This is a genomic window from Paraburkholderia ribeironis, assembly GCF_900019265.1.
In the GTDB taxonomy this organism is placed as follows: Bacteria; Pseudomonadota; Gammaproteobacteria; order Burkholderiales; family Burkholderiaceae; genus Paraburkholderia; species Paraburkholderia ribeironis.
On sequence record NZ_CYGX02000030.1, the window covers coordinates 1 to 21868 of the forward strand.

Genomic DNA, 21868 nt, shown 5'->3' on the forward strand with positions numbered 1-21868 from the left:
CGAGGTCGAGGTCGACAGGCTGTCAAGGTTGCTGTTGGTCGTGCTCAGCCCCGTCGACAGCGAGCTCACGCCGGTCGAGGTCGAGGTCGACAGGCTGTCGAGGTTGCTGTTGGTCGTGCTCAGCCCCGTCGACAGCGAACTCACGCTGCTCGAGGTCGACGTCGACAGACTGCCCACGTTGCTAGCGGTCGTGGAGAGACCCGTCGACAGCGAACTCACGCCCGTCGACATCGATGCAACCGTGCTGTTGGCCGTGCTCAGACCCGTCGACAGCGAACCCATGCCCGTTGAAGTCGACGTGGACAGCGAACCGATATTACCGTTGGTCGTACTCAATACTGAGTAGAGTTCCGACCCGTTGATTGCATCCGTTGACGTCGCAGTAATCTGCCCGGCAGCAACGTTCGTGATCTGACGCTCACTGCCGACCGATCCAACACTCACATCACAATGCCTGCAGTGGCTGGCGTGGTTCCAGCAAAGCCGCTATATGTCTGCGAGCCGACTGTCGCCGATGTCACGTTGACACCTGCCACCGCTGCAGAGGAGCCGGAACCCAGTGCGACACTGTTTGCCACGATTGCAGTCGAATTCGCCCCAAGCGCAATCGCATTCGTGTTCGACGCAATCGCATTAACACCCTGCGCAATCGACTGGCTCCCGCTCGCGGACGTGGTACCCATTCCAATCGCGATCGAGTCCGATCCCGTCGCGGTGCCACTAGGCAAACTCGAGTTAGCGACGAAATAAGGCATTGCGAACGATCCGGTCACCGTAAGGTTATGGATCGTGGCGTTGTTAAGATATGCCGCCGTGTTCGCGTAGAGTGTTCCACCAACCGACAGGTTCGTCGCGTTATTAGTCGAGCCAGTGTTAAACGCCAGGATACGGTTTGTCTGAGTGGCGGCGTCCGCGCTGCCACAAATGACGTCCGAACCGTAGTAATTAATCCCCGCCGTTGGACCGGACGAAACATTATCCTGCGTGATTCCGCTGAATCCAGAAGCAACGCCCCCGTTGGTGTTGCCATACGGGGAATATACGGTGCTATAGCAGGTTGGATTGGTCGCACTTCCACCGCCTAACGACGTGAAGATTCCGCCAACAAACGTCTGCGCAGCCTGCGCGTATGTCGCCCCGCCTATCATCGAGACGGCCAACATACATTCCAGAGCCAGAATGCCACGACGCCGCAATCGTAGTTCGATCACACCTGCGCTCGACCCTACTGCTTCGGAACGCACGCTGCCGCGAGAGCATTGCGCCATCTCCCCGACGACGACGTATGCAGACCTCACCCGACTCCAAACCACCCGAAAAATCCTGTTCATACGGTCTCCTCACATATAAATATATGGAGCCAGCACTGAACTCCGCAATGCCGGCAGTTATTTACAACATCTGCACTACTAACTTTCTAAAACGCACTACGAGATCGGTCGAATACCTACACTCTGCTCCCGGACCACAACATCCGATAAATGCAAAGACGATTACCTGCGCAAGCTTCTTATCAGGTCACATGCGATCCGCAGACCCCACTCTCCAGCTCGCATCGCCTGAATCTGAGATCACCGAGGCAACATACCCTCATATCCGATTTACGAAACAAGCGGATAGCAATATGCAACACGGCCACATACGATGCCGTGGATAAACAGTCGAAACAAAGTACTACTTGAATTTGAGCCCAACTCGACTCAACTGCGCGTGCTCGGGCCTTCCACAAATCGGAATCAAGACCGACGGATCGAATATCAATGCAGCAACCAACATGCCGAAAATTAGCATTACGCGGGTTGCCGCAGACCTTCGATTAAAGCCGGACAGATATCACACGAAAATGAAATCCATAAAAAGCAGAAAGAAAAACGCCGGACCAAATAAAGCATAAAATGGCCTACTCTCCCGCACAGGAGAACCACTTGTCCTTCGAATAATTAGCTACGGTTCGTAGCTGAGGCCACCAAAACCCCCATTTCAAACGCCTGAAAAACATCCTCACAAATGAAAATTCTTCTCCCTTCCCTTCGCTGCCCACCACTTGCCGCTCACCATGTTGCGACTATTTCCCAAGAGGCAAGCCATCGAAGAATGCCAGCGTTTCTTATCTTCATATTATATTGACCAGGTACATCGCTGAACATACAACGATATCGTTCTTTTGTTTAACAATAGTCAAAATGACCGTAGCTGCTCAGCGTAAACCCCATTCAGATCGAGCTCAAAAGTATCGGAAAAATTCGTTAAGCATCACTATCGCCTGATAACAGTCTACGCAACCGTACCCCAGTACTAATTACACGCCAGATAGCTATTCCGATACCGTTACTGTCAATATGAACTCTTAGACGACTGGGGGACAAATAGTGCAGGCGGCTCTGACAAACATCTAGCCGAACATGGATTCCCGCCTATGAGCGAGATAGGTTTGCATTTTGAATGTCTCGACTGCGTCCGTACATTCGGCTTTTGATCGGCTTGCTATCAGCATGAGCCATCATGCGCGCTTGCCCCTCATCGGCCTCTTGGCTTCGTACCGCAGCCGCCGGATATATCCGGATCTGCAAGCGCTGGTCCGACCGGTTCGCCATGCTTGTCGCCTCTTGAGCAATCGTGGGACAAGCAAAAGTACTTCTGTGTGTTACAGGCTGCTACCCCAATTTGAAGCTGCCATCGCTCGCCAATATTGCCCACGCGATTCGCGCGGACCTTTTCGCGAGAGCGATGGCCGCAACACTCACATGCCGGCGTTGCATCACCGCTTTGATCCAGCGACTGTCCCGGTCATCGCGACGATTCACGAAGCGCGTTACTGCGCGCGCTGCTTGTACCAGAATGGTCCGGAGATGGGGCGCCGCGTTTTATAGTGCCGCCCAGCTTCGACTTGCCACCGCTTGATCGTTGTTTTGGCCGGCACTGCCAACTTGCGTGGCTTCATCGATTAGGATGTCTAATGGATGATGGATCAGAACGCATTCGACGCAGTTTGGGTGACGTTGGCTATTCCCGCCATGCGGCGAATCTCACCGCGAGCTGTTTACGCTAGAGAGGGGCACGCAGCAGATGGCATTTCAGCGCGAAGTACTGCCGGATTGGCCCGAAGCTTCAGCCTGCGTGCGTTTCGGTTTGCGAAAACCCCGCACACCCCGAAGGAAGTCCCCTTGGGGGATGCGCCGCTCGCGTGAAGCCGAGAGAGTCAAAGATATGGGGCGCCTTCAGCGCGTCGCGGGCGAGGTCGGACGGCGGCAAAGTAATCTGCCCCGAAATTGATCACAGCGCGCTACCGCTTCGTGCGTGGGCGGCCGTCCCGATTTGCATCGTCAGAGCCCGAAGTGGCCAGCCATATCCGCAAACACCATTTCACCGGGTTTGTATTAAGTGATTGACGTGCGGAAAGGCGCCTAAAATTGCTAATAACAAAAAGACGCGCGCCGCAACTGTTGGCGAATGATCCGAGGGAGAATCATGCGAATTGCGATACTTGAAGACGATCCGGTTCAGGCTGTTTTCGTCGCGAATGCGTTGTCGGCGGCCGGCCACGGCTGTCATCAATTTGCCAGAGGGCAGGCTCTGGTTCACGCACTCCGGCGAGAGACCTTCGATCTGCTGATTCTCGACTGGGAGATTCCCGATATGACCGGAAAGGAGGTACTGCAATGGATCAAGAAGAGCGGCCCGGAGCGCCTGCCGGTCATCTTCATGACCGCGTACGGTCGTGAAGATGACATCACGTCGATACTGGACGCCGGCGCGGATGACTATCTCGTCAAACCCGTCGGGGCCGGCGTATTGCTCGCGCGTGTCTCAGCGTTGTTGCGCCGTGTGTACGCGATGAATCCCGTGGCCACGAAAGAGCTCTTCGGCGAATTTGAGTTTGATCTGCCTGCAGGACAGGTGTCGAAGAACGGTGTGCCGGTGCCACTGACCCAACGTGAATTCGCGCTCGCACTGCTGCTTTTCCAGAATCTCGGACGGCCCCTGTCGCGCGCGCACGTCGCCGAGCTGGTGTGGAGACAAGCGGCCGACGTTCCCTCGCGTACGATGGATACGCACATTTCCTGCTTACGTACGAAACTCGGTCTGCGTCCGGAAAACGGCTACCGGCTGGCGCCGATCTACGGCTACGGATATCGTCTTGAACAGCTTGCCGCGGCTGGGTCGGCCACCTGAGCCTTCCTGGGAACGCGGGTGCGACTGGATCAACCGTCTGCCAAAGCGGCAGCATGGTCATTGCTACGCGTTGGTATTCAAACCTGGCAGGAAATACCGCATGGCAGGCGACAACTCGTTCAAACCGGAGGAATCGTGAAAACTTCGGACGTCTACCCTTGGAAGTGCTAACAGAATGACTTTCTCAACAGTCGCCAGCATATGATGCAGCACGCGATTCTTAGGAAAGCCTCATGGATGAAAGCGAGCCGCTCGAAGCGGATGCGCAGTCGGCGAAAGTTGTGAAGCCACGAGATGGTTCGCTCTACAACCCAGCGTGTCTTGCCTAGCCCGCAACCATGAGGCTGACCGCGCCGAGCGATTTCGGTTGCAATGCCGGCTGCGCACATACTCCATCAGAGCGCGAACCGGCCGCTCGCGCCGGCGATCGGAATTGACTTAGTCATTCCGCTGCGACCGGTCAATCGTCGGTGGGCGTAGCCACTGAAACGTATCGGGAATGTCGTCGCAAAAAATCCGCCGCAGTTCGTCGTTGTCCCGCAAGGATTCCGGCGGACGCGGCTTCTGGCATTCGCCGCCCCCCCGATGAAGTCCGCGGAACCGGCTGGATCAGCTCCGGTGCGGCTTGCCGAACACGGGTTCCTTATGGGGAATCGGCGGAAGCTGCCAGGTCCCGGTTGAGGGCGGGCGGATATTTGCATCGACGTGAACATCGATCACGCATGGCCGACGATTCTTCAGCGCCTGCTCGACTGCCCCCCGCAAATCCTGAGGCCGTGTGACGGTTGTTCCATCGGCACCACAGGCACGCGCCCACGCGGCGAAATCCGGGTTGTACGATTCGCCGCTCTCGCCATGATAAAACGCCGTGCCGATCTCGCGGCCGTCAAACAGGCCGTACTGGAGATCGCGAATCGCGCCCCAGGCAAAGTTGTTCCATACGATCCATGCGCATGGCAGGTTGTACTCGACCGCGGTGCAGAGGACATAAGGCGTCATCGTGAAGCCGCCATCTCCGACCACTGCCACGCATGGCCGATCCGGCGCCGCGAGCTGTGCGCCAAGGATGCCGCATACGCCAAAGCCCATCGACGAATAGCCCCAGCTATTGAGCATGCTCTGCGGCCTGCGCGCTTTCCAGAACTGCATGAACCAGTTGTGATGCACGCCGGAATCCAGCGACAGGATGACGTCGTCGGGCAGCACCGATTGCAGCGTTCCGACCACAAACTCAGGCCGCAGAGGACTGGTCGAATCAGTGAAGTGAGGCTGAACGAATTCCAACCATTCGGTCTGCCAACTTTTGATCCGTGAGCGCCATTCGACAAACCGTCCCGCATTCAGTGCGGGGCGCCCGGCAATAGCCGCCAGCAACTGCTTTACGAAAGTACGGGCATCCGCAATGATTCCGAGCGTAGGCGCATAGTTTCGGCCCAACTCCTGCGGATCGATGTCGACATGAACCAGATTGGTTTGCGGGAAATTCCACGAATAGCCGGGATGCCAGCTCGACGACGAACGGTCGTCGAAACGGGTGCCCACGGTCAGGACCAGATCTGCAAAGCGCCCTGCCTGGTTCGCGGGGTACGCGCCGTTGCGGCCGATGAAACCGAGTGCAAGCGGATGATCCCCCGGGATGCAGCCCATCCCGTTCGGCGACGTGATCACGGGAATCCCCAGTGTATCGACGAGTTCGGTAATGGCCGCGCCCGCCTCCGACAGCGTCGCGCCCTGCCCGATGAAAAGTGCCGGCCGCTTTGCGGCGGCGATCAGTTCGACAACGGCCGCGATGTCGGCGTCGCCCGCCCCTGGGCGATGTTGAGCATCGAGGTGAGAATGCGCCGGCAACTCAACGTCGCCCTCTTCCTGAAACACGTTGTACGGAATGTCGAGGTTCACCGGACCCGGGCGGCCCGTGACCATCGTATTGAACGACTGGCGAAGCGCGAGCGGCAGCATGTCGACACGCGACGGCTGGAACGAGCGCTTCACCACAGGCTTCATCACTGAGGCGAAGTCGGCCTGGTTATGCTGGTACAGCTCCTGGAACGGTCCACGATTGTGCTGCGATGTGGGCACATTGGCAGTAATTGCGAGAAACGCGGACGAATCCGACAGCGCCGTCGCCAGCGACATCACCATGTTGGCGGAGCCGGGCCCCGTCGATGTAAGTGTTGCGACCGGCCGGTGCTTGACTCGGAAGTACGCGTCCGCCATGTGGCCCGCACATTGCTCGTGGCGAGGAGACACGAGCTTGACCTTGTCTTTCACGTCGTAGAGCGCATCCAGCATGCCCACGTTGCCGTGGCCACAGACACCGAATACGTAGGGTACTTCTTCCTGCACCAGATATTCCGAAATCAGTGCAGCCCCTTTTTTCATGGTCATTTCCCTGCCTCCAATATTTTGTACAGACCGCTCACGCCAGCAGCGTGACGAGGCGTTCCTCGCTCATCTCACGAATGGCATGATGCGGTCCCTCCCTGCCAAAGCCGCTCTCTTTCGAGCCACCATACGGCATTACGTCCGCACGAGAACTCGACGTCTCGTTGATATGCACGCTGCCCACCTGCAGCGCCCGTGCGGCATGCAGCGCATGGTCCAGCCGGTTGGTAAAAATGCCGGTTGCCAATCCAAATGGGGTGGCATTCACGCGCGCGCAGGCCTCATCCAGCGTCGAGAACGGCACGATCGACATCACCGGCCCGAAGATAGGCTAACGATGGAAGCCGGCAACCCACTGGCCGTCTATCAGCAGAAGGCGCTCGGGCTTGGTCGGGAGGAAGCTCATTGTGCTTTTTTCGGATTCACCGTCTCTTGATGTGATGCTAGTCTACGAGGCATGAACCATCACTGAAAATACCGTTTCAAGCTACCAGCTATATACCTTCGATATGGCTCTGTTATTTTTAGAGCAGCCCCTGAAAGGAGCACGCAATGGACGCACGACAGTACTGTTCAAGTCCGGAGCCTTGGTCCGCTACTGTCGCCACGGTCTGTTGTTTCATTCAAAGAAACGCGTTGCCGCCGTGATACGTCGCCCTTTTTCAGCGCTGTATCAAACCGCTCAGATCGACCCGCCATTCGGCTGAATGATCTGTCCATGAATCCACGAGGCGCGCGGCGACGCCAGAAACGACACAACCTCGGCAACTTCAGATGGTTGGCCGATCCGGTTGAACGGGCTCATCGCTGCAGAGCGCCGTTTCGCTTCTTCAGTCTTCCCACTGTTGAAAAGGTCTGTGTCGACCGGTCCCGGCGCAACGGCATTCACGCGGATATTGCGCGGCGCAAGCTCCTTCGCCATCGACCGTATCAGGCTCTCAACGGCTGCCTTGGTCGCGGCGTACGGACCGACGCCGGCTACCACATTGCGTACGCTCGACGTTGTAAGCGCGATGATCGCCCCGTCGTTCGCGACACGACACGCCGATTCACGCAGGATGTTGAATGCCCCGACGATGTTGACTTCAACGAGCTTCCTGAACGCGCCCGGGTCGAAACTGCCGATGGGTCCCGGCGGAACATTGATGCCTGCATTAACAACGACGCAATCGGGCGAACGCCCGAATTCGGTGGCCATCGACGCGAACAGGCCCTTCACCGCGTCAACGTCGCAAATGTCCACGGCATAGCAGCGCACACGTTTCCCGTATGCTTGCGCGACTGCACGAGCAACCTCGCCTGCCTGGCCGGAATTTGAGACGTAAGTGAAAGCGATGTCAAATCCGTCTCGCGCCAATGCGTCAACGCAAGCTGAACCAATACCGCGCGAGCCACCGAAAACGAGTGCCAATTTGCTGTTCATGAATTTCCTTTGCACGAAATGATTTGCGTGCGACGCAATCCCACTTGTCGCCAGATACCCCGTCCTGCTTGAGGGGCGCCGGTGAATATGTAAAATCGCACGTCGCATTCGCCGGGAAGCCGTTGCGTAACAATCAGCGATGCTAAATGGTGAAGGTGGTGTCGTGTTCACGAACGCTGTCGTCAAGCGACGGTCAACCCTATTCTAGAGATCGGCAAGGTTAGGAAAAACTATTGTTTTTTGCTAGCAGCTATACATCGCACATATAGGTACAAGAAACGGAGACTTTTACGACGGACGCTCGTGAGTTGTTAGCGGCGGCGTCAAAGCGCCATTAGATGTCGGCGCAAAGTTGAGCAGAAGCGTCAACAACAGAGGCGGTTATGGCCCGCTGTTGTTGGGTGATGGCTGTCAGAATGGATCGTCGATGTCGCGAGGGTGAGGATTGGGCTTTGTCGCGATAAGGGAAACGAAATGAAAAAATGCCTTGGTAGATCACTGAAGCCTTCGGTTCGCGAAAGCATTCGCTTCGGGCTGACCGATTTCCTCCCTCGATAGAATTTCAGGTCGCTTCGTATCCACCTCAAGGCGCTTCTCGGAATGGCAACGCTGGGGCGCTCACGAAGCGCAGCATTAAAGCCGGTTGATTAGGATACCAATGCACCATCACAGCGATTCAACTGTATCCGCCAACCTGACAATGCTCTGCGTCGCCACTCCATAAATGCCCTGCCCAAAATGTTAACTACGGTCAGATCACACACGGCTGAAAGCGGCACAGTCAACCACCTGGCAGGGCGACTCGTTGAAACGAAGCACGACGGCTGTTCCGCCGCGCACAGGTACTGTCCCGCACGTTTTATGTGTGTATTAAATCCGGACTTTGGAGTTACGTTATGAAATATCCGCTCCTGGCGTCATTGATCGCAGGCCTTGGAATTGGTTTATCTGGGGCAGCACATGCAGTCAATGTGGACGTCAATATTGGTTCGCCCGCGCCTGTAGTAGTTGCCCCGGCCCCGGTCGTCGTTGAGCAGGGATGGCACGGCGATCGCTATTGGGACGGCCACCGCTACTGGGAACGCCGGGAATGGGAAGAGCATGACCGTCATCGCGATTACCATGGTGGCTACCGTCACGAACACTGCCCGCCTGGACACGCGAAAAAGGGCGAATGCTAACAATATCGCTCAGCAGTCCAAGTTACCCTACGGGCTGTGAGGCCCGTTTGTTTTCGTCCGATGCCTGGAGTCCGGGAAACCGCGTTGTCTATCATGCAGCCTGCGGGTGGGCGACTGCGCTGCGGCCTGGCCACAGCGGAAAACCCGCGATGCGGGCGCATCCTGCGCGCAGCACAAGTATGTAGGCTACCATCGGAACCGCGACGCCGACGACCGTGCCGAGCGCGAGATGCGTCGCGAGATCGGTGATGCCCGCACGCATCAGCACGGTACGCACGCCTGCCATCGCGAGAATATGCATGAGGTAGATGGGCATCGACGCGAACCCGATCGACGTGAGCCACGTGTAGCGCATTTGTCGCGACGCATACCGGTACGAGAGCTGCAGACTCAGCGCGATGCCAACGAACGCGGCGGGAACGGCCCAGACGCTCGTCGCAACGCCGAAGCGATGAGCGAACGCGACAGCCGCGGCGAATACTGCGGCCGTCGCCACGCATGCGCGGTTACCGCTGTTGCTTTCGAGCCAGCCCGGCAGCGCATTCGATACCAGGATCCCCAAGACGAAGAACGGCCAGTTCATCAACGTTGTCGACAAGATTCCCCACTGCGTTGATGCACCGACCGCCAGCCCCGTCGCCGCGACTCCGGCGAGCAGCCCGCGGATGGGCATCGCCATCGGTTCCTGCGTGACAGCCGGCACGAAACGCGCGAGGGTCCATGCGCCCATCATGCAGAGCATGAGTGCGTACAGGAACCAGAACTGGGCGAACGGCCGCCAGCCGATTGCAAGCAGGTCGCTCAGCATGAGGGGATGATTCACGCCATGCGACGCCATTGCCAGTTGCACGCTGCCTTGCAAAATCGACCATAGTAGATACGGGTAGACGATCGCCCGGACCTTGGATCGCATGAACTCTCGTTGAGTGCCACGCAGTGAATTGCGTACATGTAGTCCGGACAGGAAAAAGAACAGCGGCATGTGGAACGTGTAGATAACGTAGTCGGTCCATGCCAGAACGGTGCCCAGCGTGCCAACCGGCACAAGTTCCGCAGCGAACACACCACGTAGCACGTGTCCGTAAACAACGAGAATGATCCCCGCGCCACGTGCGACGTCGAGATAGGTTTGGCGCATTGTCATAGTCCAAAAACAAATGCGATGAGTGATGAGCGGGACGGGGGACACCGAGCTCGTGAAGAAGGATCACTCTATGTATGGAGGCGCCGGAGAACAGCGGCCTGGACGACAGATACGCGATTTTTCGTCGACCACGATTCGTGAGCGGCAAGTGGATCAGGAAGATGGTTGTACAGCCGGACTAGCGTGTAGCGACCAGCGCTAGTAGCAGCCGGCCGCGTACACCTGATTGTCCTTTGACTGCTGCAGCTGGGCGGACGATTGCCCTGGTTCGCCCCGGTCTGTCAAGATGCGCATCGCCCAACTGAAGTGTCTGTGGTGAAAACACACACCGCCATTTTTGCTCCAAATACTTCGCAAACGATTGCTTATACTTTGGGCACCTCTTTGTCCGGCGCGCATCGTATGTGGCAGGAATCGCTTGAATTTCTTCACCGACTTAGCTGGAACACGCCATTGAGTTTGGCGCTGGCATCGGGGGCAGTCGGCTCAGTCATAACGCTCGCCTGGATCTCGGCAAGGGATGCCAGGGAGCGCAAGCGTCAGCGACGCGACACTGCGTTGGAACTCGCACTATCGCTGGAAAGTTACGCTCGAACCTGTCGGACTATGATGCATAGGGCCGCCTGGGCGGCGGCGGTACCGGTCGGCCCTATGAGCTGCGAAGCCAGCAAGGGCGTGTCCATCCCCGCCTTTGCCTATCCGGACAAGCTGCACTGGCACGTTCTGAGCCGCAGGGTTATCTCCGAGCTGCGCGAGTATCCGGCCACGGTGCACTCGGCCCGAGAGTATGTGGAGACATTTCGGGAGTTCGGTGAGCCGATAGACCTTTGCGACCAGGTTGAATACGAATGTGCCAAGGCTGCGAGTTACGCATTGGCGCTGGCTCGGGCCACGCGCCGCCGGCACCGGGCAGCGACGTGGAAACCGGGTGCCAAAGATTCAGCCATGGAGCGCGAACTATCCGAGTTCATCACGAGCGCTGAAGAAAAGCGCAAAGCGTCGCTCGAGCGACGAATGGAATTCATGGTTGGTCGGCCGGTTGACGCACAGCCGTTCAAACAACCGTTGAGCGTCTGAAACGAACTGACTCACGCATACCGCGCAAGAAACATATCTGCAGCCGCCTCCGCAATCCGCTTCAGCTGCTTACCATCGAGCGGTACTTGCCCCATCGTCACTTGCGGCCAGAACGCAAAAGCCTTGACGAGCGCCTGCAACTGCAGTGCCGCGAAAAGGGGATCATCAGTCTTGATACGACCGTCCGCGGCAGCCGCCCGGACCCACGCTGTCAGATCTTCCTCGCGTTCCCCCATTCGAGCGACCATATCCCGTGCGCGCTCCGGCGAATGTATTCCGGCCGCGATCGCCACCCGTGCAAGCGACAAAAAGGACTCGTCGTTAAGCAGCCGCAGCTTGCGGTCCAACAGATTGAGCAACTGCGTACGCAACGGCTTGTCGGCCCGATAAGCGGGCGCATCGCCGCCCTGGCTCGCGTCCCACAACTGATGGAGAATCGCCGCGAAAAGCGCCTCCTTGCTGGGGAAATGGTTATAAACCGTACGCTTCGAGACGTTCGCGCGGGCGGCGATACGGTCCATGCTGGTCGCGTCATAGCCGGCCGCGAGGAATTCCTCGATTGCGGCGCCGATGATCGCGACACGCTTACGGTCAGTCAGACGTTGATGTGTGGCACTGGATTCCATGGAAGAACTTTACACTGACAAGTATACTTTTTTCGAAAATAAACTACACTGCCGAGTGTACATTTTCTCCGGACGGCCAACTTCATGACGTCGCTTCCCGATCTTGCCCGCCGTATGCTCGGCGTGGCCGCCGCGCAACATAGTCGCGCGATGTTCAGCCTCTCAACCCAGCATGACGGCGAACGCTTTCGCAACGTCAAGCCGCGTCCTGCTGAAAGCCTGCGCAAGACGCTTGGCATTGCGTGGAACGTGTTGCTCAACAAGCCGCGCGGCACCGTGCCGACCGACGCGTTGCCCGTCGAAACGCTGACGCGTGCGCAACTCGACGCGGCGCCCGACCGCAGCCTTTACCGGCTCGGTCATTCGACGATGCTGTTGAAGCTGCGCGGCCAGTTCTGGCTGACCGATCCTGTATTTGCCGAGCGCGCCTCGCCATTCCGCAATCTCGGTCCGAAGCGCTTTCATGCGCCTCCAATCGCGCTCGCCGATTTGCCGCCGCTTCGCGGCGTGATCCTGTCGCACGACCACTACGACCATCTCGACCGCGAAACTGTGCTCGCGCTGGCGCAGCGCACGGATGTATTTCTGACGCCGCTCGGCGTCGGTAATCGGCTGACTAAATGGGGCATCGACGCTGCAAAAGTGCGGCAGTTCGACTGGTGGCAAGGCACGGAGGTCGAGGGTATCCAATTCACGGCGACGCCCGCACAGCACTTTTCCGGTCGCAGTTTGTTCGATGCCAACCGCACGTTGTGGGCGTCGTGGGTGATCGTCGATGAAGATTTGCGCGTTTTCTTTAGCGGCGACACCGGCTACTTCGATGGTTTCAGCACGATTGGCGAGCGCTTCGGACCATTCGACGTCACGTTGATCGAAACCGGCGCTTACGACGCGCTATGGCCGTACGTTCATATGCAGCCCGAAGAGACCGTGCAGGCGCATATTGATCTGCGCGGCCGCTGGCTCGTGCCGATTCATAACGGCACCTTCGACCTGGCAATGCACCGCTGGCAGGAGCCGTTCGAAAGGGTGACGGGACTGGCTCTTGTGCGCGGTGTCGAACTGTCGACGCCCCGCATGGGCGAGCGGCTCGATCTGAATGCATTGCATCGCGGCGAACGCTGGTGGCGCGACGTCGTGGAAACCGTCGCTGCGCCGAAGGCCTCGTGGCGGTTGTGTGCGGCGCGCCATGCCCGGCGCGCGGAGTCTGCCTGATCTGCTGTGAGCGCTGCCGATCCAGCGCAGCGCACGGTACCTTGGCATCGAGGTCGACGATGTGCTCGAGATGGCCGAGCAGACCGAAGTTTGCACAGAGGCATCGCGGGACAGCGATTCGGGCATCGGTCGCTGTCCAGCCATGAAACGTCGTTCGCCTCTACCGGCAATCGGTCATTTGAGCGACCACTTTGGCTTGCCGATTCAACCAGTCGGTGCAACACATTTGAGGCTGCACGAACGCAGCGGGCGAGTGCGGCGCCGCGTTCGACGGTCGAGTCCGGCAGGCGTGGGCGGGCGAGCGGAACACGCCGCCGGCCACACGCGACTGCCGCTTATTGCCCGTTCTGATCGGATCCTCGTGCCTTGGGCGCGATGGTACCGAACAGTCCATTGGTCTCCTTGTTAGGACCTGCCGTGAAGTACAGCGTATCCGGGCTCGAGTTGCGGCCGCCACCGAGTGTCAGGGTCCACAGGCCGTCGATAGCCAGCGGATTGCCGAACGCGTTCTCCAACTGATCGACGAATCTGCCGTCATTATCGAAGACACTGATTCGGCCATCGCCGAAGTTGCCAATCAGGATCTTGCCGCTGAAGCGGCCGAATGCAAACGACGCACGCGCGATTCCCCACGGCGAGTTGAGTGTTCCTCGGCTGGCGAAGCGACGCAGCAAGTGGCCGTCCGTATCGAATACATCGACGAACCCGTGACCCTTGCCTGCATCGTCGTCATGTTTCTTATCGTCCTGCTTCGCATAGGTGACGAAAAGGTCGCCATCAATGCTCGCGATACCAAACGGCGCGTAACCGGCCGGGATGTTCGGATCGATGAAGCCTCCACTCGTTGTCGCGGACGTGAACAAGCCGTTCGCACCGCTCGGCCCGAATACATCGATCCGACCCGAGCGGAAGTTTGTTGCAAACAGGAAGCCTCCATTCGCGTTCACGGCAAAGGCGAGACCTTTGTAGACGGCCCCGTTGGCCGCGGATGGACTGGCCGAATTATCGACCGCCATCACGGCGTGGTCCGCCGGAGTCAACCCACCGGCCCAAGCCGAAATCGTGCCGTCCTCGGTCGCGAAGATGAATACGGCCTGAATCTTGGTACCGGGCACGAGAAATGCGGCCGAGGGATTCCACACTATTCCGGTCGGCGCCGCAGGCGCGGGGTTCGGGGGATTGTTGGGAAAGACGGGATGACAGGCGCTGGCCGGTATGACATTGCCTGGCAGCGGGATGGAAACCTGCAGCGCCACTTTTGCCCCCGCGCCGTCATACAGCGTGGAACAGCCTGTGGCATTGTCGTTGATCCAGAATGGACTTCCTGCCGGGCTGAAGGCAACACCCCACGCATTCTGCAATACGCCGTCGACGTTCGGCGCCGCGCCTGCCAGATTGGACACGAGTGGCGTGACGACATAAGCATCATCGTCAGCAGCGTGCCCGATTGCGAAACCGGCGGCGAGGACCATCACGGTCGCCGCTTTGAGACCCCACGATACATGAGACATGACTCCCCTCCTCAGTCTGACTGGTGAGAAATCGCTCGGCGCGATGGCGCGAAGCAAGCTAAACGTCCGCTGCTCCCCCAATATTCCTGCGGTCCTCAAAAAAAATTCCACCTGCCACTCGCTCGAATAGCGCGACAGAATCGACCGCGATCCCCTTCGACTCGATTCATGGATCAGGGCGCGCTTCAAGAAAGCGACTTTGAGAGAGCCTTGCCAAATTCACAGCACTGTCATTCAACAGGAGCGGTGAATTTTCCAACGCCGCCCAGCTGTCAGTTCGCTCGCGCAAAGCGGATCAATCACCGGCAAGCGTGTACCGATTCGGCGCTGACTTGGGAAACGGTCGACTTCGGGCCACCGCATTCGGCAGATTCGGCAGTCGGCGGCCAGTATCGGTCTGCCAGGACAGATGTGCAGATCATCGACAATCGCGCCGACAGCGAGTACTCGCGGCTTGACCTATACTAATCGAAGCGCTTAAGGAAATCGGTTCATTAGATGTTTTCGATTGTCCTTGGTATCGAGCAGTCATGTTGGCGCAGCCGCCAGTTATCGCGACCTCGTGCAATTCAACTGTGCGTGCTGGCTGCATCAGTTCGTTCGCGTCGATTCTGGTCACGCGGCGTCTTGCGCATCTGGCCGGCGACAAAATCGCACGCAGCGGGAGCGGCTGAACGGCGCGGTGGATCTGTCAGGCGCAGACGAAACGCTCTCTGCGACGCGCATCGTCTCAGTGCGGATAAGAGCACCGGCCACGGTAATTGCTCAATTCACGGTCAAGCAGATGGCGATGGGCTGCGTCAATATTCCAGCCCAATCATGGAGGAACAATCATGAGCAAGGCAATCAGCACATTAATCGCGGCCGTCGCCGCACTCGCGCTGTCCGGCGGCGCTTATGCACAGAGCAACAACACGCTGGCGACCCCGACCACCGCGTCGCCGGCCGCCAATGCAACGAGCGGCTACGGCACGCCTGGCGCCACCACCACGGACAGCGGAATGAGCGCCGGGTCGCCGAACTCGAGCCCGCAGAAGAGCACGAACAATAACTCGACGTCCGGCACCCCCGCGTTCGGGATCAACAACACGCTGGCGACCCCGAGCACCGCGTCGCCAGCCAAATAACAGCAATTAAGGATGACCACAAGGCGCAGATAAGCGCAGAGCGAACAAGCGCTTCAATCGCGTAGGGCGCAGTTGTAATTGTGACCGGTGCCACAGTTTTGCGACTAGCAGGAGCTAGTTAATACGCCCGCCCTACACGGTTCCATGCTGTCGAGCGTCGCCGATGTAACAACTTCACGACGAAGCACCGTCATGGATGCGCCACCGCCGACAAGGGCGTGAGCAGCTCAAGCCCCGGCAGAGCGAAACATCGACTGGCTTAGCTTGTGTCGTAGCGGACTATTCTTTTCGCCACCCGTTGCAAGAAGGGCCGCTGTCCCCGTGGATAGCGGCCTTTTTGTTTGTTTCTTCCTAACCACTTCCTGGTAGCGGCTTGTTGCAGACCGATTGACTGGATGCCCGTAGGGAGACCGAACAGTGAGCAGCCAGTGCCGGCCATCGCGTGTTGGCGTCTTGATCGGATTTCAGATCCGTGTAGCGCTACCGCCCGATGCCCAGGCATCCGAAATTGCCAGAAGGTCGCGCGGCCCACATTATGCAGGTAGCTGCACCTGCTCAAAGCCCATTCGATGCTGGGATCGCCATCATGTCTGCGCACGGCGCCGCACGAGCCCCGCTGTGGCGCGCCGATTCCGTTTCGTCGCAGCCGCACCAGTTTCCATCCAGCCGGTGTTGTGAACGCGATCCGAAGCGATTTCCCAGCAGGGCACAGTCGTTTCACCTGGCTTCGATGTTTGTAGATTTCTCGTAGTATTGCCACTATTGGCGGTTCGAGATTTCCGGCCAGCGCTCAAACCCAAGCCCTTCGGGACTCGACCATGCACACCCACGGATTGACGTCCTGAACAGCTGCCCTGCGCAGCGCCAAACACCAGGAATCCTCCGTTTATCTGGGAGATGGCCATGCAGTTCGACTATAAGCACTTCCACATCGACGCGTCGCCACTCGATGAAGGTGGCCGTTACTACGCCCGCGCGAAAATCTACCGGCGTACCTCGGCGGGTGGCGATGCCGTCGAGGTGAAGTATTCGGGCGATCTCGGCGACTATCCGTCCGACGCGGCAGCAATCGAAGCGTCGCGGCAATGGGCGATCCAGTGGTGCGACGCGAATTCCGCCTAGGCTGCGTGCTACGACTTCTCAAATCCAGGATCGGGGTCGCCCATGTGGAAATGCAGAAATTGCTCCGCTGAGTTGATGTTCGAGGAAGTCGAGCCGGACGGGGACGCTCATGGACTCCACTTCATTTGCCACGAATGTGGGCACCGGAACAAGCTGATCAACATCGGCAAATCAGACGAGCCACTCAAGCTGCCGCAGCCAGACGACTGACGGGCGGCATACGGTGCGCCCTAAAGCTTTTGCTGCGATTGGACACGAAGGCATAGCCTCGAACCCGAATGGACTCTGGATTCACATGCGCTCCGTGCGCGGATCTTTACGGCCGTCCCGCAACCGTCGAGCCGCATGACAACCTTTTCATTGAACGGCACAGGCGCTATGAGGAACGCAGGGTCGAAGAGCACGGCACGTGCTTGCGGTGCGGCGCGGTGTTCGTACGAATATTTGCCGGATCGCGGACGCTTTGGACGCCCAGCTATTGCGATCATTGTGGCCGCGAATCCGCGACATTAATGGCGTCGCGAGCACCTTCATTTTTGAGGGACTCCATTCTGCGAACACTACACAGACACCTTGCATTACCAAACGTATGGGAAAGGGCACAGAAAATATAGTTTGAAGGGTCAATTTGGCCTGCTACGCTGCAATGCCGGTTCGCCTGTCATTGCTTTGAGCGAGAACATCGCGCTTTCGGGGCACGCTGCCAGGCTGCAGGATGCACCAAACATCACCAGTCAAATCGCTTTGTCAGCGCGTGCTTGTTCTCTCGCGCCGATTCTTGTCACATCCGGGAGTGAAATGATGCTCAACATCTCAAGAAAATGTTTTGCCGCCGGGCTGACTGCCGTCGCCATGTTGCTTGCAAGCAGCCAGTCGTTTGCGCAGCAGGTCGTGAAGATCGGCGTGTCAGCCCCGCTGACCGGCGCTGGAGCCGCCAACGGAAAAGACATCGAAAATGGTGTTCGCCTTGCCGTCGAAGAAGCCAACGCCCAGCACACGAAGCTGGGCGGGCAGGAGGTACGCTTCGAACTGAACTCCGTCGATGATCAGGGCGACCCGCGCATTGGCGTGCAAGTCGCCCAGAAACTCGTCGACGACGGAGTGGTCGCCGTGGTGGGCTACTACAACTCCGGAGTCGCATTGCCGTCGTCACCGATATTTGCCAAGGCCGGCATTCCGTTGATAGACCCCGCCGCCACGAACCCGGCCATCACCAGGCAAGGGCTGAAGAACGTCTTCCGTATCATCGCCACCGACGCACAGAACTCCGGCAATGCAGGAACGTACGCGGTCACGGTCACCAAGGCGCAGCGCATTGCAGTGATGGACGACCGCACGGCATTTGGCCAGGGAGCCGTGGAGGAATTCAAGAAGGCTGTCATCGCGGCCGGCGGCCATATCGTCGCGTCGGAATACACCAACGACAAGGCCGTCGAATTCAACGCGCAACTTACGAATATCAAGGCGGCGAACGCCGACCTCCTGTACTTTGCCGGCCTTGATAATCAGGCGGCGCTCCTGACCAGGCGGATGAGACAACTGGGCATGCACACGCAGTTCGTAGGAAGCGGTGGCATTGCCGACAGCATCTTCATCGGAGTTGCGGGCAATGCTGCCGAGGGCGCCATGGCGTGGGAGTACGGACGGCCTGTCGAGTCCCTTCCCCAGGGCAAAGCGTTTGCGGAAAAGTTCAAAAAGAGATTTGGTGCGGATACGTTGACTTACGCGCCATTCGCGTATGACTGTGCGTGGGTGGCTATCAACGCGATGAAACAGGCGAATTCCGCAAAACCCGAGGTATTCATGCCTGCGTTGCGCACTATTCAGTACGACGGCATCACGGGAAAGATTGAATTCGATTCGTACGGTGACCTGAGACACCCGACGTCGACGCTCTATCAGGTGAAAGGCGCCAAGTGGAAACCTGTGACGACTATCAGCGCCGGGTGACTTGCTGAGCGGTTGTGATTGAGCCGGGCGTCTGCTGAAGAACATGGCCGCAGCCATCGACTGATGAGCGTCCGGTGACGGCGGTCAAGAGTGATCAGGGTGTCCAGCGATAAATGATGACGCTGGTCCCGTTGTAGTTGTCCTTCGTGATCATGTACTCCCCGTTCGACCGACGGTACGATCTAAGGCCGTACATCGAATCCACGTCATTGCCGACGTACACGGTGTTGGGGCTGCTGTTGATCAACGTGATGTCCAGGCTGCCTGTGGTCAGATTGAAGGCATCGATGTTGGGCACCGTGTGTACGTATCCGACGAAGAGATAGTTGCCGGCTGCCGTAATCGACTTGGGATTGGCGCTGGTGAGGTTGATCACCGGATTGGGAACAGTTGTGTTGCCTGCGAGCCAGCCGTGATACACCTCGATCCGCGTTCCGATCGACGTCCAGTCCGTGCTCCCGACAACTCCCTGTGCCAGGATCATCGTGTCGCTTTCCGGCAGGTAGATGATCCGCGTCAATGGCGTGATCGTGCCCGGAATGGGCGTTGCAATTCCTGCTCCCCAACTCGGCTGACCGTTGGCATCGAAGCCGCTCAGCGGGTAGTGCCAGATGGCATTCGTCTTGTCCAAACCGGCCCAGATGTCCCCTTTGCTGTCGAAGCAGAATCCGTCCCTGACCGGTGCGGTCGTATTGAACGCCGTACCTGGAAGCGTGGCGTCCGGTATTGCGATGTAGCCATTCGCAGCATTGAAGTGAAAGAAGTAGAAGGTATCGGGATTCTGGCCGGACGCCACGAGGATCCGGTTGGCGCCGACGGTGGCAAGTTGACCGAAGTGCTCATCCCGTGAGCGATCGTTGATGTTGATGCGCGGATCGGATGGATAGTCGATCGGATCGACACTGTTGGCTACGAGACTTCCACCAGCGGTGCCGGTGTAGATGTTGGTACCTCCATAAAAGTACGTGCCGTCAGTACTCGGATCTGGAGCGGCGCCCCCCTCGAAGTTGAGAGACTGAAGCTTCCATTGCAGGTGGCCAAAACTGTCGTAGGAGTGAATGTCGGTACCGCCGTCGCGGCCGAGGTCCCAGCTTCCGCCCCACGGGTTGTTGAGCACGTACAGGTTGCCGGCGGCGTCTTTGCCGATGCCGGCGACGCGGGTAAAACGCTTGTCGCCAACCTGGCCTTTGATTCCCGCTGTCGTATCGAGATATCCCCTCTGAATGCCAAATGTACTGACCAGAAATGGAATGGCCAAGATGTTATAGATCTTGATGTTCATGTCGGGGCCCTCGTCGCCGAGCATGAGATACCCGGTCGACGAATCGAAATACAGCGAGGACGGTCGAGAGGCGACAGACATCTGGATGGTGTTTATAAGCACGCCGGCCGGATTGAATTCGAGGATCGCGCCCGCACTCTTCTGCGCAACCCAGATGTTCCCTGCGCTGTCCACCGCGAGCGCGCCAGGGCATGAGACGGCGATATCCTGCCGCCAGACGCCGTCGGTGGTGTAGACGCGGACGCGATTCCCAGGAAAGTCGCTCACATAAAGGAGCGAGCCCGACGTCGCGAGTCCCGTGATTACATCAGCCCGCTGCTCAGTCGTTGTTGCGCTGACCGAGATGAGAAAGTCGCGAGTTTGGGTGCTTCGGTTGTACCGCGCCACCGTGCCGCTGCCGTAAGTAGTATTGAAATGCAGAGCGGCGAAGATCGAAGTTGCATTGCCCGTAATAGCGCTGCCCTGAAAGTCGCCGTGACCTCCTATGGACCCCAGGCTTTGGCCGTTCTGGTATATCGCGACACCACCTTCGTTTTCGTCCCACATGGAAGCCGTGTAGATGACGCCCTCGGGCGCTATCCACATGGAGCGCGCAACACTACCCACGCGCGTAGCGTTGGTCCCAAACGTGTTCGCCACCCAGTCGGTGGAGTACTGGCCCTGGCACTCCGGCGCAAGCGTCGCGATCAGCAGTGCGGCGAGGAACGTAACATGGATTCGTTTCATGATCGTGAAGCGTGCCCTCCTGAGGCACCGGAATTGGGAAATTGCGCGTTGACCCATGCCCGCAGCCTTGACGATCTGATCGGCTTTGAACGGGACCGACTGACGGTCCTGTGGCTGCCTTCCGTGTCGTGCTGGCATGCGCGCTGGGAGCTGGAAGATTCTTCGCTCGGGAAGGGCGTCTTCGAAGCGTGCTCGGTGGCGCTCGCCCGTTCGGAGAGCGGCGTTTCGCAGGGAACTGTCCTTGTCTACTCGCCGCTCTGGCGAGTGTCGCGTCTGTCCAACTCAACCCTGCGTTCGAGTGGTATATCGGCGAGGTGCGGAAAAGGTTGAGCTGTTCGCGTTTCCGGTACAGGCAAACGCGCTAGACCCCAGCTCGAGCAGCGCTTTCAGCCGGTGCGCGAGGTGGGTGAGCGTTCACGTGCCAACTGGCAGTTCGGGGTGACAAGCGTGGATCGCGAGCGGGTGATTTCTCGCGAGGCGAATGGGCGGTAAGGGCCGACTACCGAAGTTCGCGGCCGAGGGGCGTCTGACCGGACTCGGTCGGCTGCCGGCCTTCGGTCATCTGCGGACTCTCGTCTCTACTGTTGCGCAGACATTGGAACGTCGGTTCGATCGTGTATTACGACCCTTCGCGAGACCGCACCCTATGCCGGTGCCCACGCGTGTTCACGGCGTAGACTGAAAAAGGAACAATCAGGTATTGCGCACGCCGATAATTTTGTCATTTACTTTTTACTCGTCCGTGCGGCCAGGGGCCGATGCCTGCGCAAGTTACTGCTGTCTTAATAGCACCGATCTCGTTTCTCGACTTTCGAGTTGCGTCAGTCAAGCGACGCGTCGCAGGCGCGATTAAGAGAAGACGCCTTGGCCGGTCGTTCCGATACAGCAAGTCGTTGCAGTGTCACCAGTCCTAGGGAAACGCTGAT

At 58.5% G+C, this 21868-nt stretch carries 16 protein-coding genes and 3 pseudogenes; 8 read left to right on the forward strand and 11 right to left on the reverse strand.

The features are described from left to right. From BN2475_RS36700 to BN2475_RS36540, 3 genes and pseudogenes are all read right to left on the reverse strand, one after another. Window positions 1-444: pseudogene (locus BN2475_RS36700) on the reverse strand (adhesin); the annotation flags it as partial. Beyond that, complete coding sequence (locus BN2475_RS36220) at window positions 441-1331, reverse strand: ESPR-type extended signal peptide-containing protein (protein ID WP_281254218.1); 891 nt, start codon at window positions 1329-1331, stop codon at window positions 441-443. The gene BN2475_RS36220 and the pseudogene BN2475_RS36700, both read right to left, overlap by 4 nt. 1323 nt (window positions 1332-2654) lie before the next feature. Next, window positions 2655-2913: pseudogene (locus tag BN2475_RS36540) on the reverse strand (transposase); the annotation flags it as partial. 555 nt (window positions 2914-3468) lie between these two features. Between BN2475_RS36540 and BN2475_RS14660 the strand changes: the two are divergent. Beyond that, on the forward strand, window positions 3469-4173 hold the full coding sequence (locus BN2475_RS14660) for a response regulator transcription factor (RefSeq protein ID WP_094780241.1): 705 nt from the start codon (window positions 3469-3471) through the stop codon (window positions 4171-4173). Between the two features lie 167 nt (window positions 4174-4340). Here the strand turns inward: BN2475_RS14660 and BN2475_RS14665 are convergent. The 4 genes and pseudogenes from BN2475_RS14665 to BN2475_RS14680 form a co-directional block, all read right to left on the reverse strand. Next, window positions 4341-4550 (reverse strand): annotated as a pseudogene (locus BN2475_RS14665) (transposase); the annotation flags it as partial. A gap of 232 nt (window positions 4551-4782) precedes the next feature. After that, window positions 4783-6561, reverse strand: a complete 1779-nt coding sequence (locus BN2475_RS14670) for a thiamine pyrophosphate-binding protein (protein ID WP_094780242.1) — start codon at window positions 6559-6561, stop codon at window positions 4783-4785. A gap of 31 nt (window positions 6562-6592) precedes the next feature. Next, a complete protein-coding gene (locus BN2475_RS14675) occupies window positions 6593-6874 on the reverse strand; it encodes an aldehyde dehydrogenase family protein (protein WP_425435533.1) in 282 nt (93 codons plus the stop codon). 366 nt (window positions 6875-7240) lie between these two features. Beyond that, the gene (locus tag BN2475_RS14680) at window positions 7241-8089 is read right to left on the reverse strand and encodes an SDR family oxidoreductase (RefSeq protein ID WP_245841319.1); all 849 of its coding nucleotides are present in this window, start codon (window positions 8087-8089) and stop codon (window positions 7241-7243) included. 788 nt (window positions 8090-8877) lie between these two features. Here BN2475_RS14680 and BN2475_RS14685 point away from each other — a divergent pair. Continuing rightward, entirely contained in the window at window positions 8878-9162 is a 285-nt protein-coding gene (locus BN2475_RS14685) for a hypothetical protein (RefSeq protein WP_094780244.1), read from the forward strand. A gap of 91 nt (window positions 9163-9253) precedes the next feature. Here the strand turns inward: BN2475_RS14685 and BN2475_RS14690 are convergent, their stop codons facing one another. After that, the gene (locus tag BN2475_RS14690; protein ID WP_245841321.1) at window positions 9254-10300 is read right to left on the reverse strand and encodes an acyltransferase family protein; all 1047 of its coding nucleotides are present in this window, start codon (window positions 10298-10300) and stop codon (window positions 9254-9256) included. A 321-nt stretch (window positions 10301-10621) separates the two neighbouring features. Here BN2475_RS14690 and BN2475_RS14695 point away from each other — a divergent pair, with 321 nt between their 5' ends. Next, on the forward strand, window positions 10622-11383 hold the full coding sequence (locus BN2475_RS14695) for a hypothetical protein (protein ID WP_245841323.1): 762 nt from the start codon (window positions 10622-10624) through the stop codon (window positions 11381-11383). 11 nt (window positions 11384-11394) lie between these two features. Here the strand turns inward: BN2475_RS14695 and BN2475_RS14700 are convergent, their stop codons facing one another. Then, entirely contained in the window at window positions 11395-12009 is a 615-nt protein-coding gene (locus BN2475_RS14700; RefSeq protein WP_094780247.1) for a TetR/AcrR family transcriptional regulator, read from the reverse strand. A gap of 84 nt (window positions 12010-12093) precedes the next feature. Here BN2475_RS14700 and BN2475_RS14705 point away from each other — a divergent pair, with 84 nt between their 5' ends. After that, window positions 12094-13224 (forward strand): MBL fold metallo-hydrolase, encoded by a 1131-nt coding sequence (locus tag BN2475_RS14705; RefSeq protein WP_094780248.1) that lies wholly within the window; start codon window positions 12094-12096, stop codon window positions 13222-13224. A gap of 335 nt (window positions 13225-13559) precedes the next feature. On the opposite strand, the gene BN2475_RS14710 is transcribed toward BN2475_RS14705, so the two are convergent. Then, the gene (locus tag BN2475_RS14710) at window positions 13560-14735 is read right to left on the reverse strand and encodes a TIGR03118 family protein (RefSeq protein WP_094780249.1); all 1176 of its coding nucleotides are present in this window, start codon (window positions 14733-14735) and stop codon (window positions 13560-13562) included. Between the two features lie 833 nt (window positions 14736-15568). On the opposite strand from BN2475_RS14710, the gene BN2475_RS14720 reads away from it, so the two are divergent. The 3 genes from BN2475_RS14720 to BN2475_RS14735 all read left to right on the forward strand — a co-directional run bounded on the left by BN2475_RS14720 (window position 15569) and on the right by BN2475_RS14735 (window position 18934). Then, window positions 15569-15862, forward strand: a complete 294-nt coding sequence (locus tag BN2475_RS14720; protein ID WP_094780251.1) for a hypothetical protein — start codon at window positions 15569-15571, stop codon at window positions 15860-15862. A 903-nt stretch (window positions 15863-16765) separates the two neighbouring features. Next, window positions 16766-16984 carry a hypothetical protein gene (locus BN2475_RS14725; RefSeq protein WP_094780253.1) on the forward strand — a complete coding sequence of 73 codons (219 nt, stop codon included), beginning with the start codon at window positions 16766-16768 and terminating at the stop codon, window positions 16982-16984. 801 nt (window positions 16985-17785) lie between these two features. Beyond that, window positions 17786-18934: a branched-chain amino acid ABC transporter substrate-binding protein gene (locus BN2475_RS14735; RefSeq protein ID WP_094780254.1), complete on the forward strand. Its 1149-nt coding sequence runs from the start codon at window positions 17786-17788 to the stop codon at window positions 18932-18934. A 94-nt stretch (window positions 18935-19028) separates the two neighbouring features. Here BN2475_RS14735 and BN2475_RS14740 read toward each other — a convergent pair whose 3' ends face one another. Next, complete coding sequence (locus BN2475_RS14740; RefSeq protein ID WP_245841325.1) at window positions 19029-20942, reverse strand: SMP-30/gluconolactonase/LRE family protein; 1914 nt, start codon at window positions 20940-20942, stop codon at window positions 19029-19031. Between BN2475_RS14740 and BN2475_RS34525 the strand changes: the two genes are divergently transcribed. Then, window positions 20928-21272, forward strand: a complete 345-nt coding sequence (locus BN2475_RS34525) for a hypothetical protein (RefSeq protein WP_162494329.1) — start codon at window positions 20928-20930, stop codon at window positions 21270-21272. The two genes, BN2475_RS14740 and BN2475_RS34525, sit on opposite strands and share 15 nt — an antisense overlap. Window positions 21273-21868 lie beyond the last annotated feature (596 nt).